This window comes from Nitrosomonas marina, from assembly GCF_900111605.1.
GTDB lineage: Bacteria > Pseudomonadota > Gammaproteobacteria > Burkholderiales > Nitrosomonadaceae > Nitrosomonas > Nitrosomonas marina_A.
Genome location: NZ_FOIA01000002.1, coordinates 65,899 through 88,005, shown reverse-complemented (window position 1 = coordinate 88,005; position 22,107 = coordinate 65,899). Strand labels below are relative to the sequence as shown.

The window sequence follows — 22,107 nt, the reverse complement described above, 5'->3', positions numbered from 1 at the left end:
AAAATTTTTTGAACTACCGAATCATTGGCGGTCGATAGTGACCCAGTAGCGGCTGAAGCTACTGACGTGCAGCGGTAGAGTTTCTTCCAGAAATTTAAGACTGGTATCGATATCCCGTATCGGGAATGTGCCCGATACCCGGATGTCTGCTACATCGGGATGACAGCGAATGATGCCGCTACGATAACGTCCCAACTCATTAACGAGATCAGCCAGCCGTACATGCTTGGCTATGAAAGTCCCTTGGGTCCATGATGCAGCCGAAGCTTCAACTGACTGTAACGATTGTATTCCATCGACCCGGTAATCAATCTGTTGTCCGGCATGCAACATCGCTGCAGACGCTTGAAAAGGCAGAATCTCGACAGCATCTTGAAAAACCGCAACTCGTGTGCATTCATCAAAACGCCGTACACTGAATTGAGTACCTATCGGCTTGACTGTCCCTTGTGGAGTTTGAACAATTAAAGGACGTGGCAATACTGCCGGATCATTCCCTGTAGTAACGTAGATCTCTCCACTATGCAATGTGAGAAGCCGGATTTCTTTACTAATTACAATATCGACGGCACTGGCTGTATTGAGTACAAGACGGGTCCCGTCAGCCAGATCCATTGTTTTCTGCTCACCGATTGCTGTTCGAACATCAGCTGTCCAATCTTTCCAAGGCAGATGGCGCCATGCCATCCAGCTAGAGAGAGGCAAAACCAAGATTAATAACCCTAGGGTTTTGACAGCCTGCCGACGGTCAAACTGCCCCGCTCGCTTAAATGTGGCGCAACCAATTTCCGGTTTCACCTGTTTAAAGGCATTCAGTACGGACTGAATTTGATGCCAGGCTGCTGTATGCGCAGCACTTTGCTTATGCCAGCTTTCAAATGTCAATCGGTCATTTTCATTGGCTTCGCCAGATTGAAATTTAATTGCCCAGTCTGCAGCCTCCTCAAGGATTTGTGGATCAATAGCGTGGGATTTATCAAAATCATTCATTATTTTCCGGCAAATCAAATTAGGGATGCGCACACAATAAATGCTTTTCGCATGTGCCATTTGACCGTTGCCACAGATATCGCGTTACGCTCGGAAATTTGACGGTAAGTCAGGCCTTCCAGTTGTGCCATAAAAAAAATTTTACGCGTTCGTGCAGGCAGGTTTTGCAACATTTCATCAATCTGATAGAGTGCCTCTAGAGTTGATAATTGGATCTCGGGCGATGGAGTGCAATGTGTTTGCAAGCTGGCAACAGTTTCCTGATAAGCTTTTCTAATTTCCTGACGACGCCAATGATCAATGACCAATCCTTTAGCGATACACGTAAGAAACGCCCTTGGGTTATCACCTAAGGTGTGCGTCCGTTGCTGTGAAACAATTAATCGAATAAACGTATCATGCGCCAAGTCTGCAGCATCATACGAATTTCCTAATTTATGTAGTAACCAGTTGTACAACCAGTTGTGATGATCATTATATAAAGAATGTATTTCATTCTGCTGAAAAACCTTAGAAGAAGACATGCAGTACTCCAAAGCAGAATAAGCAACAGAATTTGCAATCGCTAATATAAATAGAAATAATTATCATTATTATTACATTATAATATGAATTTATTTTGGTTCCATACATTTTTTTCTTTGCAATACCTTTGCTGTCTTGTTAACTTTCCTTTCAAAACAAGACCGGCGGGTCATTTCTTCGTAACATATAGCAGGCGACTTATTCTGCTTTGTCAGATTATCCCAAAGTTATTTTTCGCCTGGCAGAAGACTTTTTAGCGCCGAGCCGTCGCCGGTGTGGCTAATGAAATATCACAGCCAGATCCACGTTGTAAATTGTCTTTTCAGCAGCATGTGCGCTAATGCTGTCAATCAGCATTGCCATGCCGTGCAGTGTTTCTTCTTCAACACGGCGCATACGATTCAAATTGATCATCATTGTGAGCGTCTGTTAATGAGGGAAATTGTCGCGGTCAGTGCCGAGTTTGATTCTGATATTAAAATAATGAAAAGTGTCGTCAGGATTTGCCCGGGCGAAGGAAAGCACGGGGGTGTCGTAAAAAAAATTGCTGAATATCGGCAAGCACCGCATAACAGGTGGGTACCAGTATGAGCGTTGCAATCATGCCGAAGCTGAGTCCTGCTGCAAGCGACAATGTGACCGGTACCAGGAAGCGTGATTGCTCGCTGGTTTCAAACAGCATTGGCGCGAACCCGGCAATGCTGGTCAGGGCCACCAACAGAATCGGCCGGAAGCGGGAGACGCACGCGTCGACGATCAGGTCGGCCAGGTTTAAGAATTCGCTCCGTTTTCTTTGTATGAAATGTAACAGAACGACGCTGTCATTGACGACAACACCGCTAGCTGCCACCATGCCGATCAGCGACTGAAAAGAAAAATTCAGTCCTGCGGCCCAATGGATCAGTATCGCGCCCAGCCATGCAACCGGAACTGCCAGCAGGAAAAGCAGCGGCTGTGTATAGGAATTGAATGCTACAGCCAGCAGAGCATACATAATTGCCAGCGCTATGAATGTGTTGCGTTTCAGATCATCCATGATTTCATCCGCTTCTTCAGCTGCTTCACCACGGGAAACCTGGATTCCCGGATAATGACGCTCAAGCGCAGGAAAGAACTGTGACGTCAGGTCCTGATCGATTTTGTCAGCACTGATTGGCGGTGAATCTATCAATTGCACGTGCAGGGCTACCACGCCCATACGGTCGGCTCGTTTCAGCGCACCGAAACCTGGCGCAAAATCAATTTCGGCCACTGTGCCAAGCGGTGCCTGCCCACCGTTTGGCAGCTGTACGGGCATTGTCAGTAGATCTTCTATCGCTTCGCGTTCCAGACGCGGATGTCGCACCTGGATTTTAACTTCAAAGCGCCCGCGCATGAAACGCTGAGCTTCTTCACCCTGGTAAGCGTGCCGCACCTGCTCGGCAAGATCCTTGAGGCGTAGCCCAAGCCGCTCGCCTTCGGGTTTTAGCCTGAACCTGAGTTCGGGTTTTCCAGGTTTGCGCGAATCGGTGATATCGGCAATGCCCGGGTAATGCATCAGGTGAGTTTTTACCGTGTCGGCAGCAGCGTTCAGTATATCCGGATCCTGCGCCAGCAGTTCAATTTCCAGGTCGACCAGCTCCTTCTCGGTCGGTGTATGGAAATCGGGTTGGAAGTCCCCGAAATCGCCGATATGCTTATACCAGCTCGTGACGATTTCGCGTACATGAAAGCGTTTGCGCGCTTCGGTAGTAAATTCGACATAAATCTGGGGATCAATCTCGTCCAGCACCACTTCAATACCCTCGATAAGTCTGGGCATTTGCGGGGTAGGGCTCGGATTTAACTCTGCTTCAACGTCATGCAGCGCATCCAGAAACTGCTGCACTCGTTGTTCAATCGTTTTGTAGGGTGTCCCAAGCGGAGGATACAGATGGACATGAAATTCGGAGTAGCTGACATCCTCCTGCAGGTTGACACCGATATAACCGCCCTTGACGACGGCGTACCCGATGATCAGCGCTGCGATAAAAGCAGCCAGCGACGTGTAGCGCCAGTCTATCAGGCGATGCAGCAACGGCCGATAAACCCGGTTGATAAAAATATCCAGTTTTAGCTGGACAGCGCTGCGAATTCGGGTTAATAAATTATTTGTCGGAGGTTTATGAAGCGTTGTCAAATGGGCAGGCAGGATCAGCAGGGATTCAAACAGTGAAAATGCCAGCGTGAGAATCATGACAGTTGCGACGGGTTTCATAAACCGGGTGGCCCAGCTTGGCTCAACAAAATAACCGGGCAGGAATGCGATCAACGCGATGCATACGCCAACGGCAACGGGAACGGCAACTTCTTGCACACCCTGTATGGCCCCCGACAGTCCGGGATTGCCTTGTGTCTGAACAGCATGGATACGTTCGCTGACGATGATGGCATCGTCCACGAGTACACCCACTGCCAGTACAAAGCCAAACAAAGTCAGCATGTTCAGGTTGACGCCGGTCATCGGCAGCAGCCAGAATGCGCCGAAAAAGGCGACAGTAACACCCATTGCCGTCCAAAATGCGATATGTGTGCGCAGAAAAAGCATGAGTACCAGCATCACCAGCCCAAAGCCGGTGATGCCCACGGTCATCAGCCGCTCCAGCAACTCGTTGAAAGACCGGGCGTTATCGCGCCTGGTGATAATTTCGACACCTTCGGGCATTTGGGCGCTGAATGTATCGACGAATTCGTTGACATCGTTGGCCACCTCAACCAGATCGTGCTTGGGTATCACCCAGATACTCTCCGAAGGTATGCCATCGCTGGTATTCTGAAACTGCACATCGGCAAAGCCATCGGTTATCGTTGCAATATCACCGAGACGAATGACGCTGCCGTCAGGCCGGGTTAATAGAACCAGTGCAGCCATCCGTTCCTTATCGTAGGCCGTGTACTTGGAGCGCAGCTGCAGCCTGCCTGATTCTGCTTTCATCTCGCCGCCGGGCAGATCGAGTGACCCGCTACGGATGGCATCGGCGATATCGGCCAGCGTCAGCTGGTGCTGTTTTAATCGTGAAGCAGGTACTTCAACGGAAATTTCGTAGTCGACCCAACTCCAGAGCGTGGCGCGACGTACGCCGTCAAGCATGTTCAGCTCATCGCGCACTGTTTCAGCCAGCCGGCGCAGGGTGAGCTGATCTGTGTGCCCACGCAAGATCACGGTAATCGCAGGTGTTTCCCAGCTGAAATCGTCAATATCGATACGTTCAACTGCCTTAGGCAGATTACGCAGCGATTCGATACGCGCACGCAGGCTGCTGACCAGGTCCTTGACATCAAAATCCTGCTCAACAAGCACCTTGATACTGCATTTTCCATCGATGGCTGCTGTTTTTATCTGTTTAATACCGCTCAGATCATGAATTACTTCCTCAATCGGTATGCAGACACCTTCTTCAACCTCGGCTGGTCCAGCACCCGGATATTCAGCGGCAATATTGATGACAGGTGCATCGAACCGTGGAAACGCCTGTTTGTCTATCTGCAGCAGACTGATCGTGCCACCGAGAAACAAGATAATCATCATCAAGTTGGCAGCAACGGGATTTGCGGCAAACCAGGCCAGCAGGCCGGATGGCTGGGTCGTATTCATGGTTTCGCAATACCCGACAGTGAGACTGTATTATCTTGCTGGTGTTTTGTCACGGGTTCGACAAGCTTGAACTTGACTTTGATCCCCTCTCTTAATGACGTAATTGCCGATGCAACTACCAGGTCGTTGGCGTCAAGTCCTTCATTGACAAGTACATAGTCCGTTTCAATACGTAAAATGCCGATAGGTTGCATGTGAATCCTTTCATCCTCGTCAATCAATAATACCTGCCGGTTGGCATTGACTGCTTCGCGTGGTAGTCTGAAAATATTGTCAAGCCTGCGGCCCTCAATGTGTGCATTTACAAACAGACCCGGTAATAGTTGATGCTGGTTGTCATGGTTTTTTTGCGGATAGCGTATTTCAGCCACGGCATGGATTAATCCCGTTGTTTCATCGACTGCATTATCGATACGGACAATACGTCCTTCCCAGATCTGCTGTGTACCTGCGAGCCGGGCGGTCAGGAAAACACGCGGCCTGTTGTCGGTACCGGCTTGCTCGCTTTTGCGGTTATCGGAATAGTCTGGCCATTCAAGATAATTCAGCTGATCCATAGACAGCGGCAGGCGGACCTCAGCCGTATCCGTTGCAAAAAGCCTTGCAACAGGATTGCCGGACTGGACATATTGACCCTGACCGACGGTTCTGCTGCGAATTTTTCCGGTAAACGGAGCCCGCCAGTCACATCGGCTGCGTTGCAGGCGCGCCTGTTCTAGACTGGCTTTTGCTGCTTTCAGTTTTGCGCGCGCTTCGGCGAGTTGCGGTTCGCGTAACATCAAGGGAGTAGGCGAATGCTTGCCGCCCAGCGTTTTCCATTCATGATGTGCCTGTTCCGATTCGGCTTCTTCAAGTGCGAGCCGGTGCTTTGCTTCTGCTACTTGCGCCTCAGCATTGGTGATCGCCAGGTCGTAATCGCGCGGGTCGATGGTAATTAATATATCGCCTTTAATAAAGGTGTCGCCTGTAACAAATGCCGGATGCAGCCGGGTGATTCTGCCCGTAACTTCAGGTACCAGATCGATTTCTGTGCGGGGCATGATGATGCCCTGCGCATGTACGTTCAGGGTTATATGTTGTGGTACGGCACGGATAACATCGACAGGTGGTGCTGTTTTAGATGGCTCGGGCTGGCCGGGATCGGGCTGGATCGCAATGAGCGCCCAGGCAATTCCCATACCGCACAATAAGATGATGACAGGCAGAATGATTTTAAGCTTCAAATGCTTCCTCCCAAAGCGAGGTAAAGACTAATGCGATTGTTCAATAGCTGCCGTTGCACCGAAAGATGAGCGCTCTGTGCGTTCAGGTTGCTTCGGTAGCTGTCCAGCAATGTCAGGATCTGGATGAAGCCAAGGCGGTAATAATACAATGCGAGTTCATGGCTTGCGCGGGTTTGTTCAACGGCTTCGCGTAAAACCTTTTCCTGTTCGCGCAGCCATTCCTCTGCTGCCAGCGCCTGTTCAACTTCCCTGAAAGCATTGAGCGCCACGTCATGATAGCGGTTGAGTGCTTCCTCCACACGCGCTTCATTGAGCTGAATTCCTCCGCGAATCCTGCCACCGGTAAATATCGGATGCATTATCCCCGCAAAGAGGTTCCAGACTGCGGACCGTGGATCGGCAAGGTCAACCAGCGCGGTATCGCGTGTTCCGCCTGTACCTGTCAGTGTGATACGCGGCAGCATCAGCTTTTTCGCGCTGTTCAGCCGCGCGTCGGCAGCATGCAGCCGCCTGAATGCTGCAATCAGATCGGGCCGTCGGGCTAACAAATCCGATGGCAGCCCTGCGGGCAGCAATTCGGGTGGGTCGGGCAGGGCTGCCAGCACATTTGGGATAGATGCATCCGCCATCCCTTTTAATTCGGACATTGATTGGACGACTTTTTGCCAGTCATCGGACGGATATTCTCCCAATAATACTTCAAGCTGCCGGGTAATAACCTGTACACGGTTTTTTGTCTGTGCCAGTTGGGATTTTGCATTGGCCAGGTCGGTCCGCGCCAGCCGTACGTCAAGTCCCCGTACCAGGCCTTTTTCAAAGCGCCCCTGAGTGACAATGGCAATATTACTGCGATCGGCAACGGATTGTTCGGCAACCTGTGTCTGAAGCCGCGCCTCAAGCAGGGCAAAATAATTCTGCGCCACCCGAGCCGCCAGCGATAACCGCGCAGCGTTAAAATCCGCGCCCGCCGCTTCGGCGTCTTCGAGAGAAGCCGCTCTCAGAGATCGTATGCGCCCCCAGACGTCCAGTTCCCAGCTCAGATTGAACATGGCTTCAAATACGCTGAATTCCGCCGAACCAAAACCCGCGCTGCGCACCTGCGTATATTGATATGCCGGTGCAAACGACAACTGCGGCCACAAACCGGCACTGTCAATACGTGCCTGCGCTATGGCGGCGTCGACGCGGGCCGCAGCCGATTTCAGATTAAAGTTGTGCGTGAGCGCGCGTTCAACCAATGCACTTAACACAGGATCGCCAAACGACCGTACCCAGCTCTGGTCGGAAAAATCATCAATATCAAGCGAGACACTCCATTCCTGCGGCAGCTGTGGATGCAGATCGGGTGGTTGCCTATCGAGGATGTTCTGGCAGCCACTGGCAAGCAGTAGCAAGCACACTGAAAAGCATAACAGCAAAATTGACTTGATGAACCCGCGCATAAGAATTAATGATGACTGTGATGCAATGTGCAGCACAGTGCAGTCATCTTCTGTTGGCGCAATTGCTCGCATGTCGTTGTCGTGCTTTTTCGTGAACGGCATTTTCGAGACCAGATAATGATCCTGGAAACTATCGGAATAACGATAATGAATCCTGCTATACATACAAAAACTCGGTGTGTGGCAACCCAAAAATGTTACCCATTGCAGTGCGTACAGCCGACCTGTCACGGTATTGGCGTTAAAATTCCCGGGAGGAAGCGATAATCTGTCTATTCTGATATGCGGTTTCAGTAGAAACTGTTGAGTGCTAATTGCTCAGACGATCTGGAATCTTCTGTTGCCCTGGTTTTCTGATAAATTACTATAAAGTGACGATCCTAATATTCACCCCTATGAATTGGAGCTATACATGTTCTCGATGTGTAGCGATTCATGACCAATAAAATATATGAAATTTATGCATAAGATTAGCTTTCCGGGCACATTATATATGAGAATGATTTTTATTTGTATACAAAATCTGTACAATTATAATCGACTGGAAAGGGCTTGGTCGCGCGGACAAAACTATTAATATCAGTATGGGTTGTTTTCATTACAGAGTGGATAAGCGAAGCTCAAAATACAGCCATTACTAAGCCAAATGCAAGATTTTTATAACAAACTACAGAAAGATCGAACAACAGGAGAAAAAAACTATGCGAGTATTCTGGACAACAGTGCATCGCTGGATGGGTCTTATCACAGCAGCATTTCTCTTTGTGACAGGCTTTACCGGAGCCATAATCTCCTGGGATCATGAGCTGGATGACTGGCTGAATCCACATCTGGTTGAGACAAAATCCAGTGGCCCAAAACAATCACCATTATTGCTCGCACAGCAAGTAGAAGAACGCTATCCTGAAATTACTGTTCGATCAATTCCATTAATGGTAGAAGAAGGCGAATCGATCAGTTTTGGAGTCAGCGGTCGTGTTAATCCTGATACCAACAGACTGTTTGAACCCGGATTTAACCAGGTATTCGTTGATCCTGTATCAGGAGAAGAGCTCGGGAAACGGGAATGGGGCGCTGTTTGGCCAATCACAAAAGAAACGTTTGTTTCCTTTCTGTATAAACTGCATTTTACGTTACATTTACCCGAGATATGGGGAATAGACCGATGGGGTATCTGGCTGCTGGGTATTATTGCAGTTCTGTGGACACTGGATTGTTTCGTGGGTGCTTATCTTACGTTACCTGCCCGCAAGCGGAGCCGGCAAAAAGCTGGTGATTTACAGATTGATGATGCACCAGACTCAGAAGAAGCTCGTACTGTTACAAAAAGCTTCTGGCAGCGCTGGAAGCCTGCATGGAAAATTCGTACTAATGCGAGCACCTATAAATTAAATTTCGATTTGCATCGAGCAGTCAGTCTGTGGACATGGGGTATTTTATTTATTGTCGCGTTTACGGCATTCTCCATGAATTTGTATCGGGAGGTATTCTTTCCGATCATGAATAGCGTTTCCAAGGTAACACCCACACCGTTTGAAATTCGCGAACCAAATCCAAGACATGAACCGATCATGCCCGCTGTGACCTTTGCCGAAATTCTCACAGTTGCCGAGGGCGATGCAAAAGAAAAGAAATGGCAGGAGCCGGCGGGATCGATGTTTTATTCCCAAAGTTTTGGTATATACGGTGTGCGGTTTTTTTATCCGGAGGCAGACCATGGTGTCGGAGGGGCTGGTCACAAAAGCCTGTTTTACGATGGCATAGACGGGCGTTTTCTTGGTGAAAAATTACCTTGGGAAGGAACAGCGGCAGACATTTTTTTAGACGCCCAGTTTCCACTGCATTCAGGGCGTATTCTCGGATTACCAGGGCGTATTCTGATTTCATTGATGGGTCTGGTTGTCGCCATGCTCAGTGTCACGGGCGTCTATATCTGGTGGAAAAAAAGGACAGCTCGCAACAAACTGGCAGTACGCGATATATCACCCGGCAATCAACCTGTGGAAATCGAGATACGCTGAACGCAACAGCGTAATTGATGCGATTACGAGCCTTGCCTCTGAAGTTTTTGACAGTAGTGCAATCTGGTTGTTGAAGTTGAATCTATAGGTTCACTGATATGAGTTTGATTGGTTGATATTAAGTAGCAGGGAACGGAAACTTATTGCATCTCAGCATTTATTTCGAGATCACAAACTGGTCCATAGATATCAACCAATTTGACACGGTATGTTTTTCACCATTGGTACGTCAATATGACCGGAATCCACCCCGCGCACTTATTTATCGCTGGGTGGCAAAGATGAAGTGGCGGACCACCGTTGAATAGAATAAGCTAGTCTAGGCAGCCGCAGTATCAAACAGGTATTACTAAGCGATCAGCTGGTCTTATCACATTGATGCTCTACTTGTCGGCGGCAGGCCTTACAAGTCTGCTGGTTGGAAATTATCCCGTCTGACTTGCTGTTCCGCACTGTTTACATATGGTATCAGCGTCTTGGTGTGTCAATCAGTGTGAAAAGTGCGCTATTGTCAAAGTGCTTATATACGTTATGTTATGCTGGATAATTAATGAATTTTAAAAGGAGATGTCATGAACAAAATTATTGGGTTAATTATCATTCAGTTTTTTATGGTGGCATCCGCTGCTGCAGCGGACGATTCGCACGGTCACTTCAAAGGCAAGCCATCAGAGACGCTTGAGCAGGCGCTGGTCAATTTTTCCGAATATAACCAGAAACTCTCTGAAGTTTTGAAGCAGGAGACACTGAGTGCGCTTGATATGCAACAGATTCATGAACTGACATACACACTTGAAAATGCACTTGAAAAAATCAATGCCTCAATGCTGGAGCTGACAGAAACGCTTGAAGCAGTGCATGTCGGTTCAGAAACTGGCGACACTGAAACTACCCGAGCAGAAGGATTGCGCTATCTCGAAACGGCACGCCAAATCGTTAAGTGAGCCTGATCGGCCACAGCAGGTGCAGGGTGGCTGGTTACGGTCAGTGCGTATTGTGAGATAGGCATGAAGGGAGGCAAGTGGCGCCGCCAATTTACTCAGTTAATATTCTATCCGAATTGATCCAAGGAAAACGCGCGGCGTGCCTACTGTAATACGCATGCGGTTAAAGCCACCGCTGCTTGGGAAATATTCTTTATCAAACAGATTATTGACATTGAATTGCGCCGTTACCCGCGCTTTTCCCAGTTTTATCGCATAACTGGTCATCAGGTTAAATACTGCATAACCGGGCATCTGAAAATCATTATCCAGATTACCTTCGCGCTTGCCTCTCAACGTGACTCCACCACCGATTTTCAGGCCGCGCAGGGATTCATTCTGAAAAGCGTAGGTCGACCAGATATTTCCGGCGTGTTTGGGAACATTGGGGAAGCGATTACCCAGTGTTGCGTCATTAGCTCGAGTGATGTCCGAATCAATATAGGCATAGTTGGCTATGACATTCCAACCCGGCAGCAATTCGCCGTTAATGTCCAGTTCAACGCCTTCATTTCGCGCTTCACCGGTCAATACAGAGAAACCTTGTGCGGCCAGTTGCGGATCCGGGTGGCCAACAGCCATATTTTGCTTGGTCAACTGAAACCAGGCTGCAGTCGTACTCAAGCGTCCATCAAAAAATTCTGTTTTAATCCCGGCTTCCCACTGTTGCGCAGTTTCTGCTCTGAGTGATTGACCATTTATTCCAGTGGCAAATAAATTGGGAGCACCAAAATTTTCAACATAATTGCCGTAAAAAGAGACAAACCGTATCGGCTGCCATAGTACACCGACACGCGGTGATATCCTGTCTTGCTTGCTGTCTAGAAAAGTCGTTACACCACCAAACGTGTTGTCGGCCTCGATCCGTGCATTATCGTAGCGAAAACCTGCCAGTATATGAACGTTATAGGGTAATTTAATCTGGTCTTGAAAATACAGACCAAACCAGTCTTCACGTGTCTGAAAAAGAAAATCATCGAGTGGATCGCGAACTGCTGTTCCTCCATGTATTGGATTAAAAATATCAATGGATGGGAAATTAAAATTATCGATCAAGAGACCGCTGTTTTTAAAATTATAATAATCACCTCCCATCAATACCGTATGCTGGATGCCAAATGTTTCAAAATTCCCGGTAATGTCTACATTGGTTGTATAAGTTTCGACATCATTATTTCTGAATCCGGCAAAAAACCGGTCCAGTGTTCGATTGTCAACACGTAATCCTGACGGTATGACAGCATTGTCCTCTTCGTCAGTGCGTTGCAAATAAAAGCGGTGTTTAATTTCCCAGTTGTCATTCAATGCATGCGACCAATGGAAACCCGCTGTAATTTCATCATAATTACCTTTGCTAAAGGATTCCCCCAGGTTCCGGTTGATTGGTAAATTGGCCGGCCGGTTGCCGATTGCAGGGAAACCGTAATCCGGCGTGAATTTTCCTGTTTTATATTCCATTTCAGCGGTGATCTGCGTACGGTTTGATATCTGCCATTGAATCACCGGCGCGACAAAAAAATGATGATTGTCGACAAACTGACGGAATGAGCCTTTGTCTTCGTAAGCAAAATTCAGGCGATACAAGAGCGAATCATCCTGATTCAAACCACCGGTGGCATCCAGGGTTGTACGGTACAGGTTGTATGAACCGAATTGTTGTTGCAGCGAATAATATGACTTGGCTTGCGGTGCTTTCGGCACCAGATTGATCATGCCGCCTGGTTCAATCCTGCCGAATAAAATGGACGCGGGGCCTTTCAGTACTTCAATCCTTTCCAAGTTGGCGATTTCTCTATTGCCGGTTTGTGTCAGCGCTGATTGAAACCGCACACCGTTTCGATAGTAATCAAAGGTATCAAACCCCCGGATATTGAACGTTTCGACGCCGTTAAACCCGAGACCAGGGAAAACACCGCTGATATTGTTCAACGATTGCTCTAACGTAATGGCCTGTTGGTCGTTGAGTACCGATTTGGGCACCACTTGAATGCCCATCGGGGTTTCCATGATCGGTGTATTTGTTTTGGTTGCGGTCGTCGTACTGGGCACGTTATATCGTGTACTGTAAGGCGAGTCCGGGTCAATCACTCCCGTCACTTTGACTTCCGGCATCAGATGTGGCTTTTCTGCCGGAGCTGTTTTGATAACATATGTGTTTGTGCTGCTTGCCTCATACGTATAGGGCGTATCTGCAAGCAGGCGATCCAGCGCCATTTCGGAATTCATAGAACCTTTTACGGATCGGCTTTGCAGGTTTTTCATATCCTCGGCATCAAACAGCAACTGTACCCCTGTCTGACTGGACAGGCTGTACAAGGCATCCGGCAGGTTCTGCGCCGGGATATTTAATGCTGTACTTTGTGCAAGTGCTGGCCCGGCTAGCAGAAAATAAAACACGAGCGCCCTTGATACATTGTTCATTCTTTTTCTCCGTTATTCTATTTATAGTAAAACCGGTCAGACCGGTATATTGAGTAAAACGAAAAACGGATCAATCACCTGACATTCAAATGTTGAAAAATTTAAACGACAGGCAAGGGGTGTATCTGCAGCACAAATGAAACTGGATAGCGATTTGATCGAATTGGAATATCGCCCATGATTGTGACTGATATCCAGCTACCTGCTTATCGGTATTTGCCAGGTGTCCCGGTCGCTGATACGGAATCATTGTTGCTGCAGGAGCCGGAATGGGCTGCGCTCATATTGAAGCGTTTCAAGGAACGTAACATGCTGGCCTGGATTTGCGGCGAATATGTCTGAATTGGCGTCGTGTCAGGACAATTGACAAGGAGACCAAGAGCCAGATGGCGGGGAGTGAATTTGGCATCGATTCGGCGAGCTAATCGGTATTTACGCACGACAGTGATTGTTCGGCACATGAACGCGAATCGATGCGTTGATACAGTACCTTTGTTTGCCCGGTAACGGTGCTTGCCTTCGCAACACGTAATGCGGTATGGCATTCGGGTTTTAAGCTGTTATTTAGCGTAAAGTACTGTCATGTCATCCAGTTCGCTGGAATTCAATCCATACAATGTTTTTAAAGCGATGATCAGCCCGTCGCGATCTGTTGTATTGAACTCGCCGCTGACCTTATGGCCATGTAGCTGCGGTTCACCGAGTTTGACGGGACGGGTATGATAGCGGTTAATCTGGCGTACAACTTCGTTCAGTGGCGTGTCCCGAAATATCAGCCTGTTTTTGCGCCAGGCAGTTGCGGTTTCTGAGTCCGCGCGCGAGATATCCGATAGACCTTGCCCAGAGTAAGACAGCTGCTGTCCGCTATTAACGATCGCTTTGGCATTGTCCTGATCCTCCAAAGAAATCTCAACAGCGCCTTCCAGCACGGCAACGGTAGTTTCGCCATCCTCCGTGAAAACATTAAATTCTGTTCCGATATGCCGTATTACACCGCTTCCTGCGTTTACCGTAAAAGCGCGAAGGCGTTCGCTCCCTGTTTTGAACAATACTTCGCCGTGTTCAATGGTAACTGTGCGCGTGAACCCGAATAATGCCAGTCGCAGCTTTGTATTCGTATTGATGTCGATGGTTGTACCATCAGCCAGAACAATACGTTCGTGTTCCCCAACAGCGGTAACGATTACTTCTTCTATATGGAAGATCCACTGGAAAGTGCCGAATATCAATAACAGAACCAGTATTCCTGCAACTGTGGCACGGAGTTTTTTTCGGGGTTTCGGTTCCAGATGGTCAAGATTGTGCCAAAGCCGGACGTACTGCTGATATTCAGCACGATGCGCCTCGCTTTGTGACAGCCATGCCTCAAGGGCTTGCTGTTCGCTGTCACTGCGGTTACTTTGCTGCATACGCAGAAACCAGGCTGCCGCTTCTTCGGTCAGTGAATTATCTTTCTGCGTATGTCGTGTATGGTCGATAAATTTTGGCTTGGGCATTACTGCAATTATGCCAATACTCTTCGTAGCCGGACAAGCGCACGAATCAGCAGTTTTTCGACGGCATTACGGGTGATGCCCAATTGACTCGCTATGTCTGCATGGGACAAGCCATCAAATTTGTGCAACACAAACGCGCGATGGCATTGTGGTGGTAACTCCTCGATAACATGGCACAATTGTTCAAGGATCTGACGTGCGAATACAATTCGGGCGGGGTCGGAGGCGTCGCTGACAGGGATATCGTGTGGGGACAGTTCGTGGATGGTCGTATGGACAGGCTGTCTGACTTGCATACGGTGATAATCCACCGCCAGATTGCCGGCAATCTGGTAAAGTAATGCACGAATATTGTGTAAGGCTTCAGTGTGTTGATAATTCATCATCCGGAGAAAAGTTTCCTGTGCCAGTTCTGCAGCAATTTCACGGCATCCCACGCGCCTTAACAGAAAGGCGCGCAACTCAAAAATATGTTTTAAGTATACCTGGGTGAGAAAAACGCTGGAACTCATACAACGGGTTGAAAAACTTTGAGGTGTGCTGTTGATGATGTGCGCAGCATTATGCTTGAGCAGCCGACAAATGGGAATGCGGCATATTGTCGCATCAGCGGAAATCCAATCTTGCTTTACCAGTGAATAGATTGCTGTTTTGGGAATCATGCTTTTGTTGCACAAACTGTTTCAATTGGCCTGGTGCCAGGGCATTTATTCATAAAAAACGCCCGCTTTACAGAAGTATATGTAAAACGGGCGTGTGCAGCAGGAGGTTAAGTAATCTGAACGGATGTACTACTGGTGTTGAGTATGATGAGGGTTTATAACAATAAATTTAGTAAAACAGAGCATGAGAAAACAAGTGTTAAGAGTGAGTGATTGCGTTTGTATTTATTTGTATTGAATAAACGATAACTGCATTATCACAGCGAAACAGTTATTTGGGAATGTGACAAATTGTCGCGCCAGATAACGAGTCATTCCCTGCGGGGTCGACCAGATTCATGGTTTACCTGCATGAACACACCACCGGGCTTCTGATGCCAATCTTTCAGATAGATCTTTTTATTTGTTTTCGTGCTGATTCGGCATGGTATATTGATTCATTAACGGCTGGCAGTATCCGTGTTGCCTTTAACCCGGTTTGCGAAACTGGTGACTTACCCAGAGCGAAGCTGCGAATAATAAAACTGCCCCGCCCTGGTGCGTGGCTCCCAGATTAATCGGCACTGCATGCAGTAGGGTGGTAATACCAAGGCTGACCTGGACAGCGAGCATCAGCAAAAAGGCATGACACGCCAGGCGTGTGGTTCCGGGCAGGCTGGATTTGAAAATGGCTTTGAACCAGAGTAGGGGTACCGAAAAGATTAGCACCCAGGCAATCATACGGTGATTGAATTGCACTGTCGTCATGTTTTCAAAAAAATTACGGTACCAGGGTTCGAGCACGAAAAGATCCGGTGGAACAAGATGACCATTCATCAGTGGAAAAGTATTGTAAGCCAGACCCGCACGAATCCCCGCAACAAAACCGCCTGATAACACCATGATAAAAATGAGCCATGATAATCCATATGCAAAGCGACGAAGTCCTTTTAATGTGTCGGTATTCTGATTGGCAGCAGCTGTGTTCGCGTTTGGCGACAATATTCCCAGTGCCACCCAGAACAAAGCTGCAAAGATGATAAATGCCAGACCCAAATGCGCGGTAAGGCGGTACTGGCTGACACGCGGATTATCGACCAGACCGCTCATGACCATGTACCAGCCCATAAAACCCTGGAGTCCACCCAGAACGAAAATGCCGGCGAGTTTATAGCCAAGTGGTTTGTCTATTTTTTTCGTCACCAGAAAATAAATGAATGGTATGAAAAACACAAGGCCGATGAGCCGGCCGAGCAGGCGGTGAAAGTATTCCCACCAGAAAATGGTTTTGAATTCATCAACACTCATGCCTTTGTTGATCTGCTGGTATTGTGGCGATGAACGGTATTTTTCAAGCAGTTCGTCCCAGTCTTCCTGAGTAATCGGTGGTATGGTGCCTATCAGTGGCTGCCATTCAACAATAGAGAGGCCCGAGTCGGTCAATCGTGTGACGCCGCCGACTACAACCATGGCGAAAACAAGTGCGCAGCAGATCAACAGCCAGGCTGCGATGGGTTTTTTATCTGAGTTCATGGATAGTACAGTTATGAAAATTAAATATAAATCGAAGTTTTTTGTTTCTTATTTGGCACGAATGAGTCGCTGGCGTTCCCGTTCCCATTCTTTCTGCTTTTCTGTTTCCCGCTTGTCGTGCTGTTTTTTTCCTTTGGCAAGACCGATTTCAAGCTTGATACGACCGGTTTTATAGTGCATGTCCAATGGAATCAGCGTGTAGCCGGCCCGTTCGATCTTGCCGATAAGTCGCTTGATTTCTTCCAAATGCAGTAGTAATTTCCGCGTGCGGACTGGGTCGGGCAGAATATGCGTTGATGCCGTTTTCAGTGGACTGATATGGCAGCCGATCAGGTATAATTCACCGTTACGAATGATAATATAGGCTTCTTTTAATTGAACGCGTCCGGCTCGAATCGCTTTGACCTCCCAGCCTTCCAGCACGATGCCTGCTTCATACTTTTCCTCAATAAAATAATCGTGAAAGGCTTTTTTATTGTGAATAATACTCATGCAGTTAATTAAAAAAGGTGATTGTTCTTTAAATTTTGTGTATTTTATCAGTTTTTCAGTAATAGACCTCATATATGAAGAAGGAGAGGTGATTTACTTTTATGGCAGAGATAGAGAAAACCGTTTTAGTGGAGTACTCGGCAGAGCAGATGTTTAATCTGGTGGACAGAGTTGAACAGTATCCGGAATTTCTTCCGTGGTGCGGCGGTACTTTGGTTGATCCGCAGGATGATACGACGACCCATGCGACCGTTAAAATCAATTATCATCACGTTAAACACAGCTTTACTACTGAGAATAAACGAAAGCCACCGGAGCTTATCGAAATGACCTTGTTGGACGGACCGTTTGAGCATCTTGACGGGCATTGGCGTTTTATACCGTTATCCGATGAGGCTTGTAAAATAGAATTTCGCTTGCACTATACTTTTTCCCATAGAATTCTGGAGAAACTGGTTGGCCCGGTGTTTCATATGATAGCCAACAGTTTTGTTGAATCCTTTATTGAGCGCGCTCAAGCGATTTATGGCAGTCGATGATCAGATCATCGGGAAGATGGCAGAAAGCATTGAAGTCGAAATTGTGTATGCTTTGCCGGAAAGCCAATATCTTAGAACGTTACAGGTGCCCGTGGGTGCAACCGTTGAGCAAGTGATTCGGCTGTCCGGAATTACGGATCAGTTTCCTGATATTGATTTAAATAAAAACCGGTTAGGTATCTACAGTAAGTTTGTTGACCTTGACACTGTTTTGCGACCGTTTGACCGTATCGAAATTTATCGTTCTCTGCGGATTGATCCGAAAGAAGCAAGAAGACAGCGCATAAAGCGAAAACATCGATAGTTCATACCGTCTATGACATTTTGAATGAGGGTTGGATATGAGAGTATTGCGGATTACTGCGTTGATTTGTATTACAGCTTTGTTTTCAGCGAATAGTTTAGCGCAATCCATTTCCTATTCGGGTTTTGAATGTTTGAATGCTGTTAACGCAAACGATCCAACATCGACCGTTGCACGTGTCGAAAGCCGTTTTGATGTTATTGAGATACTCGATGATGGCATGCTGCGCCTCAACCTCACAGGTGGTTTGCCGAGGTTCATTGAGGGCGTTCAGGATATTTGCATAGACAGTGATACTGCCATTGGCTTTATCGGTACGCCAGATGCGGCAGGTGAATTGGGATTACCCGTAAAACTTGATCGTATCGATGCTACAGCGCACATTAGTGGAAAAAGCCTTGTTATTGTTGTGAATTCGATTTATACGGATTTAAGTGCGTCTCGGGGGGCATTTTCTTCATTCAGTACAAGCCGGGTCCAGCCGGTCTCAAACACGCTGTTTCTGGAGTATGATGCTCAGAGAATGTCTTTTATCCTGAAAAAAACAATTCACAATAGAGGTTTTGTTCAAACCACCGGATCAACCGCAATGTTTCCATTTATTGAGACGATTGTGCCGATTTTTCAGGAAACGGAATCCGAGGAGGTTCCGCGTATTTTAACGCCACCATCTGAAATACTGTATCGGTTGGATAATTAAATAAAATCGAATAAGGATAAACCGGAGACGGTTGAAAAAGTCTTTTGTGCGGCTTGCAGGTATACCTGCTGTCTATTGAAGTCCGAGATTGCCTTGGCGTAATCAACATCCCGTAATTCCGAGAGCCGTTGTTCGTATTGAATTTCAAGATCACCACCGAGTGATTCAAGTGCTTCCAGTTCCTGCAGCCGTGCACCAACCGATGCGCGTGTGGTCAGAATTTTTTCCAGGCCGTTGTCGAGGTTCTGCAACGCAGAATTCAGATCATTGGTTAATCTGGAGCCGGACTGTCCGCTTGCAGGTGTCTCCAGTGCCGTAATCAGGTTCTCAACCGTTTTAAAGATACTCTGATTCGAACTGGGTGATACTGTAAAAATATCTCCGTTTGCCGGATCACCGGTGATGCTGAGTTCGAGACCATCAAAGCTGATTGTGTTGGTATTTGAAAAAGGGTTGCCTGCCGAGAGTGTTGCGCCGGTCGTGGTGTCTACTACGTCATAGGTAGTTACCCCTGCGGTAACAGAAAACGAAATATCATATTGATGTCCGGTCAGACTGGCCGGTGAAGTAACAGAACCTGCATTGATAACCCCGCTGCCGGTATTGGCGGCATTAGCAGCGGTTGTAAAAATGCCGTTGCCATTTTTCACTCGTTCAAAAATATCTGTCCCGGAATCGCTGACGGCAATTTGACGAGTCGATCCCACCTGGCTGAGTCGTTGTCCCTGATCGCCGTTGTATTGTACGTTTAATCCCTGATGTGAAAATGGCCTGGTGCTTTCCTGAAAACCTGAAAACAGGTAATTACCTGAACCGTCTGTAATATTTGCCTGCCCGAGAAGGGCTTCAAAACGACCCCGTAACTCTGTGGCCAGACTTTTTCTGTCAGTATCGGTAAGCGAAGGATTGCCCGCATTAACAGCAATTTGACGGATATCCTGAAGATTTGATGTGATATTTTTTAATGTCGTTTCAGTGAGCCCTAGTGATGCCAGTGCATGGCCTCGATTGACAGAATACTGTGAATTAAGTGATGCGGACTGGGAGAGATTCAGTGCCTGGGCTGCTGCAATCGGATCATCTGCTGGCGTCAGGATGCGTCTGCCGGTGGAAATTTGTTGTTGTGTTTTAATCAACGCTTCTTGCTGTTGCAAGATAGCTGATGTTCCTGCTTCATAAATTCCATTTGTACTGACACGCATTTTCTTATCCTCTTTTACAAAAGCTTTTTAACCAATTCTTAAAATTGAATCAAAAAGCGTGCCGCTGATTTCGATTACTTTACTTGAAGCCTGAAATGCATGTTGATAGCGCAATAAGTTCGCTGCTTCTTCATCCAGGTTTACGCCTGATATTGCCTGAATAGATCGTTCGGTTTGTGTTACCAGGTTATTTTGTGCCTTGCTGGTGACTTCAAACTCCCGTGTTTTGTTGCCTACCATACTGACCATCTGACCATAGGCTTCCTGAAAAGATGCTGTACCCCCAGCCATGGTATTTTGTGTCTGCAAACCGGCAAGCTGCAATGCATTTCGATTGTCTGCGCTGCCATTAAGATTGGGCTTGATTGTAAACACGTCGCCCGCAGCAGGTTGACCGTTAATCTGTACAGTCCAGCCGTTAAAACTGATATCCGCCCCTTCTGTAAAGACCTGATTGGCTGCGGGTAATCCGGAACCAGTGCCGGTAACGTCAAATTGACCATCATAGGGCGAATGAAAAGTTATGGTGACGGGTTGCTGCAGATTTGAATCCAGTGGCAATGGATTGATGCTGCCCTGGCTGATAGTGGCATTGCTAGAATTTGCCAGCGCCGATTCGGTACGTACAGGTGTTGCAGCTGCAATTTTTGCGGTATCGGAAATACTGACCGCAATATTTTTTGCACCATTGATCGTCGGTTGAATTAGAAACTGTTCATTTGCATTAATCGTGGCGCCGCTGATTCTCAGACCATCCATAATCAGGGGCGAGCCGACCGATGGTGGAGCGACTGTACTGATTGACTGGTTGTCAGATAAACGCGTTAATGTATAGTTTGTACCATCGAATGAGAATTGATAATCACTAGTTGACAATGCACCGACATTGCTGATGTCGGCAGTAACGCTAGATGCCGGGTTATTCGATGCATGGGAAAAAATCTGTGGTTGAGGTACCGAAAAAAAATCAGCACCAAGATTTCCGTTAAGATCCATACCCAGCTTGTGTTGGTCGTTAAATCTTTGGGCAAGGTTGATGGCAATTCGTCCCAGTGAGTTTTGCGCTTCATTCAGTGACTCATTACGAAAGGCCAGTATGCCACCCAGACTGCCACCATGAATCAGATCTTCAGGCAAGAGTACGGTTTTATTACCACTGACCAGACCAATGGTCATTTTTTGTGGATCTTCTGGTGACATCATTGTTTTAAGTGACATCGACTGGTTGCCAACAACCAAAGCCTGGCCTGTGCCGATAAAAACATTTGCCGATCCGTCATTTTGTTTGACTACATCTGTATTGACTAGCTTGCTGAGTTGATTAATCAGATTATCTCGTTGATCCAGCAGATCATTTGCAGAATGACCACCCGCAGAACCTTCTGCTAACAATATATTCTGATTAAGTTCTGAAATCTGTTTTGCCAACGAATTGATTTCTTTAATACTGCTGCTGACTTCAGTATTGGCTGCCTGGTACATTTCCGACAGTCGTTGATCAAGGCTGTGGAAACGTGATACCAGTGCGTTGGCATTGCTGATCATAGCCTGACGGGAAGGAACAGATGAGGGGTTTGCCGCCACATCATTAACGCCGCCAAAAAAATCTTGCAGAGCGGGAGATAACCCCGAGACTGGGTCGGCCAGCAGATTGTCAATCTGCTTGATTTGATTGTAATGGTTTTCCAGTTGACTGCTTTGCGTTTGTACCTGCAATAATTGTGTTGTCAAAAATTGATTATGAATACGCTGTACGGTTGAGGAATTTACGCCGTTCCCAATAAAACCAGCCCCGGTAGACTGAGGAATGTTGGTGCTTTGTATTACTTTCTGGCGGGTATAACCGGGCGTATCGGCATTGGCGATGTTATGGCTCGTTGTCTGGAGATTGGCCTGTGCCGCATTTAAACCGGAAATGGCTGAGTTTAAAATACTTCCCATCGCTATATATTATAAGAACCTAAAAATTAAAAGAGTTATGT

General features: G+C 47.3%; 19 protein-coding genes. 6 read left to right on the top strand and 13 right to left on the bottom strand.

Going from position 1 to position 22,107, the window contains the following annotated elements; translation table 11 throughout:
• Window positions 1-21 precede the first annotated feature (21 nt).
• From BMY62_RS01430 to BMY62_RS01410, 6 genes are all read right to left on the bottom strand, one after another.
• Window positions 22-990: a FecR domain-containing protein gene (locus BMY62_RS01430; protein WP_090655509.1), complete on the bottom strand. Its 969-nt coding sequence runs from the start codon at window positions 988-990 to the stop codon at window positions 22-24.
• A 14-nt stretch (window positions 991-1,004) separates the two neighbouring features.
• A complete protein-coding gene (locus tag BMY62_RS01425) occupies window positions 1,005-1,514 on the bottom strand; it encodes a sigma-70 family RNA polymerase sigma factor (RefSeq protein ID WP_090655505.1) in 510 nt (169 codons plus the stop codon).
• Between the two features lie 280 nt (window positions 1,515-1,794).
• Window positions 1,795-1,929, bottom strand: a complete 135-nt coding sequence (locus BMY62_RS16450; protein WP_256207383.1) for a hypothetical protein — start codon at window positions 1,927-1,929, stop codon at window positions 1,795-1,797.
• A gap of 82 nt (window positions 1,930-2,011) precedes the next feature.
• Window positions 2,012-5,128, bottom strand: coding sequence for an efflux RND transporter permease subunit (locus tag BMY62_RS01420; protein ID WP_090655502.1), 3,117 nt, complete (start codon window positions 5,126-5,128; stop codon window positions 2,012-2,014).
• A complete protein-coding gene (locus BMY62_RS01415) occupies window positions 5,125-6,351 on the bottom strand; it encodes an efflux RND transporter periplasmic adaptor subunit (RefSeq protein ID WP_256207382.1) in 1,227 nt (408 codons plus the stop codon). The genes BMY62_RS01420 and BMY62_RS01415 overlap by 4 nt, the downstream gene beginning before the upstream one ends.
• Window positions 6,348-7,958 carry an efflux transporter outer membrane subunit gene (locus tag BMY62_RS01410; RefSeq protein ID WP_256207381.1) on the bottom strand — a complete coding sequence of 537 codons (1,611 nt, stop codon included), beginning with the start codon at window positions 7,956-7,958 and terminating at the stop codon, window positions 6,348-6,350. Before BMY62_RS01410 ends, BMY62_RS01415 begins: the two co-directional genes overlap by 4 nt.
• A gap of 536 nt (window positions 7,959-8,494) precedes the next feature.
• Between BMY62_RS01410 and BMY62_RS01405 the strand changes: the two genes are divergently transcribed.
• Both BMY62_RS01405 and BMY62_RS01400 read left to right on the top strand, forming a co-directional pair.
• Complete coding sequence (locus BMY62_RS01405) at window positions 8,495-9,814, top strand: PepSY-associated TM helix domain-containing protein (RefSeq protein WP_090655499.1); 1,320 nt, start codon at window positions 8,495-8,497, stop codon at window positions 9,812-9,814.
• 572 nt (window positions 9,815-10,386) lie between these two features.
• A complete protein-coding gene (locus BMY62_RS01400; RefSeq protein ID WP_090655497.1) occupies window positions 10,387-10,758 on the top strand; it encodes a DUF6746 family protein in 372 nt (123 codons plus the stop codon).
• A 99-nt stretch (window positions 10,759-10,857) separates the two neighbouring features.
• Here the strand turns inward: BMY62_RS01400 and BMY62_RS01395 are convergent, their stop codons facing one another.
• Window positions 10,858-13,218 carry a TonB-dependent siderophore receptor gene (locus tag BMY62_RS01395; RefSeq protein WP_090655494.1) on the bottom strand — a complete coding sequence of 787 codons (2,361 nt, stop codon included), beginning with the start codon at window positions 13,216-13,218 and terminating at the stop codon, window positions 10,858-10,860.
• Window positions 13,219-13,395: 177 nt separating this feature from the next.
• On the opposite strand from BMY62_RS01395, the gene BMY62_RS16050 reads away from it, so the two are divergent.
• Entirely contained in the window at window positions 13,396-13,560 is a 165-nt protein-coding gene (locus BMY62_RS16050; RefSeq protein ID WP_177170256.1) for a hypothetical protein, read from the top strand.
• 218 nt (window positions 13,561-13,778) lie between these two features.
• On the opposite strand, the gene BMY62_RS01390 is transcribed toward BMY62_RS16050, so the two are convergent.
• The 4 genes from BMY62_RS01390 to smpB all read right to left on the bottom strand — a co-directional run bounded on the left by BMY62_RS01390 (window position 13,779) and on the right by smpB (window position 17,380).
• The gene (locus tag BMY62_RS01390) at window positions 13,779-14,714 is read right to left on the bottom strand and encodes a FecR family protein (protein WP_090655491.1); all 936 of its coding nucleotides are present in this window, start codon (window positions 14,712-14,714) and stop codon (window positions 13,779-13,781) included.
• An 8-nt stretch (window positions 14,715-14,722) separates the two neighbouring features.
• A complete protein-coding gene (locus tag BMY62_RS01385; RefSeq protein ID WP_090655792.1) occupies window positions 14,723-15,226 on the bottom strand; it encodes an RNA polymerase sigma factor in 504 nt (167 codons plus the stop codon).
• A 618-nt stretch (window positions 15,227-15,844) separates the two neighbouring features.
• Window positions 15,845-16,888 (bottom strand): COX15/CtaA family protein, encoded by a 1,044-nt coding sequence (locus tag BMY62_RS01380; RefSeq protein WP_090655488.1) that lies wholly within the window; start codon window positions 16,886-16,888, stop codon window positions 15,845-15,847.
• A 48-nt stretch (window positions 16,889-16,936) separates the two neighbouring features.
• Entirely contained in the window at window positions 16,937-17,380 is a 444-nt protein-coding gene (smpB, locus tag BMY62_RS01375; RefSeq protein WP_090632585.1) for an SsrA-binding protein SmpB, read from the bottom strand.
• A gap of 101 nt (window positions 17,381-17,481) precedes the next feature.
• On the opposite strand from smpB, the gene BMY62_RS01370 reads away from it, so the two are divergent.
• From BMY62_RS01370 to BMY62_RS01360, 3 genes are read left to right on the top strand one after another with little or no spacing between them, the layout of a single operon-like run.
• Window positions 17,482-17,919, top strand: coding sequence for a type II toxin-antitoxin system RatA family toxin (locus BMY62_RS01370; protein ID WP_090655485.1), 438 nt, complete (start codon window positions 17,482-17,484; stop codon window positions 17,917-17,919).
• On the top strand, window positions 17,906-18,223 hold the full coding sequence (locus BMY62_RS01365) for an RnfH family protein (protein ID WP_256207380.1): 318 nt from the start codon (window positions 17,906-17,908) through the stop codon (window positions 18,221-18,223). Before BMY62_RS01370 ends, BMY62_RS01365 begins: the two co-directional genes overlap by 14 nt.
• Before the next feature lie 37 nt (window positions 18,224-18,260).
• Window positions 18,261-18,923 (top strand): hypothetical protein, encoded by a 663-nt coding sequence (locus tag BMY62_RS01360; protein WP_090655482.1) that lies wholly within the window; start codon window positions 18,261-18,263, stop codon window positions 18,921-18,923.
• Here the strand turns inward: BMY62_RS01360 and flgL are convergent.
• Together flgL and flgK are read right to left on the bottom strand one after the other, a co-directional pair.
• Complete coding sequence (flgL, locus tag BMY62_RS01355; RefSeq protein WP_090655479.1) at window positions 18,920-20,125, bottom strand: flagellar hook-associated protein FlgL; 1,206 nt, start codon at window positions 20,123-20,125, stop codon at window positions 18,920-18,922. The two genes, BMY62_RS01360 and flgL, sit on opposite strands and share 4 nt — an antisense overlap.
• Window positions 20,126-20,152: 27 nt before the next feature.
• Entirely contained in the window at window positions 20,153-22,066 is a 1,914-nt protein-coding gene (flgK, locus tag BMY62_RS01350; RefSeq protein WP_090655476.1) for a flagellar hook-associated protein FlgK, read from the bottom strand.
• Between the last annotated feature and the right edge of the window lie 41 nt (window positions 22,067-22,107).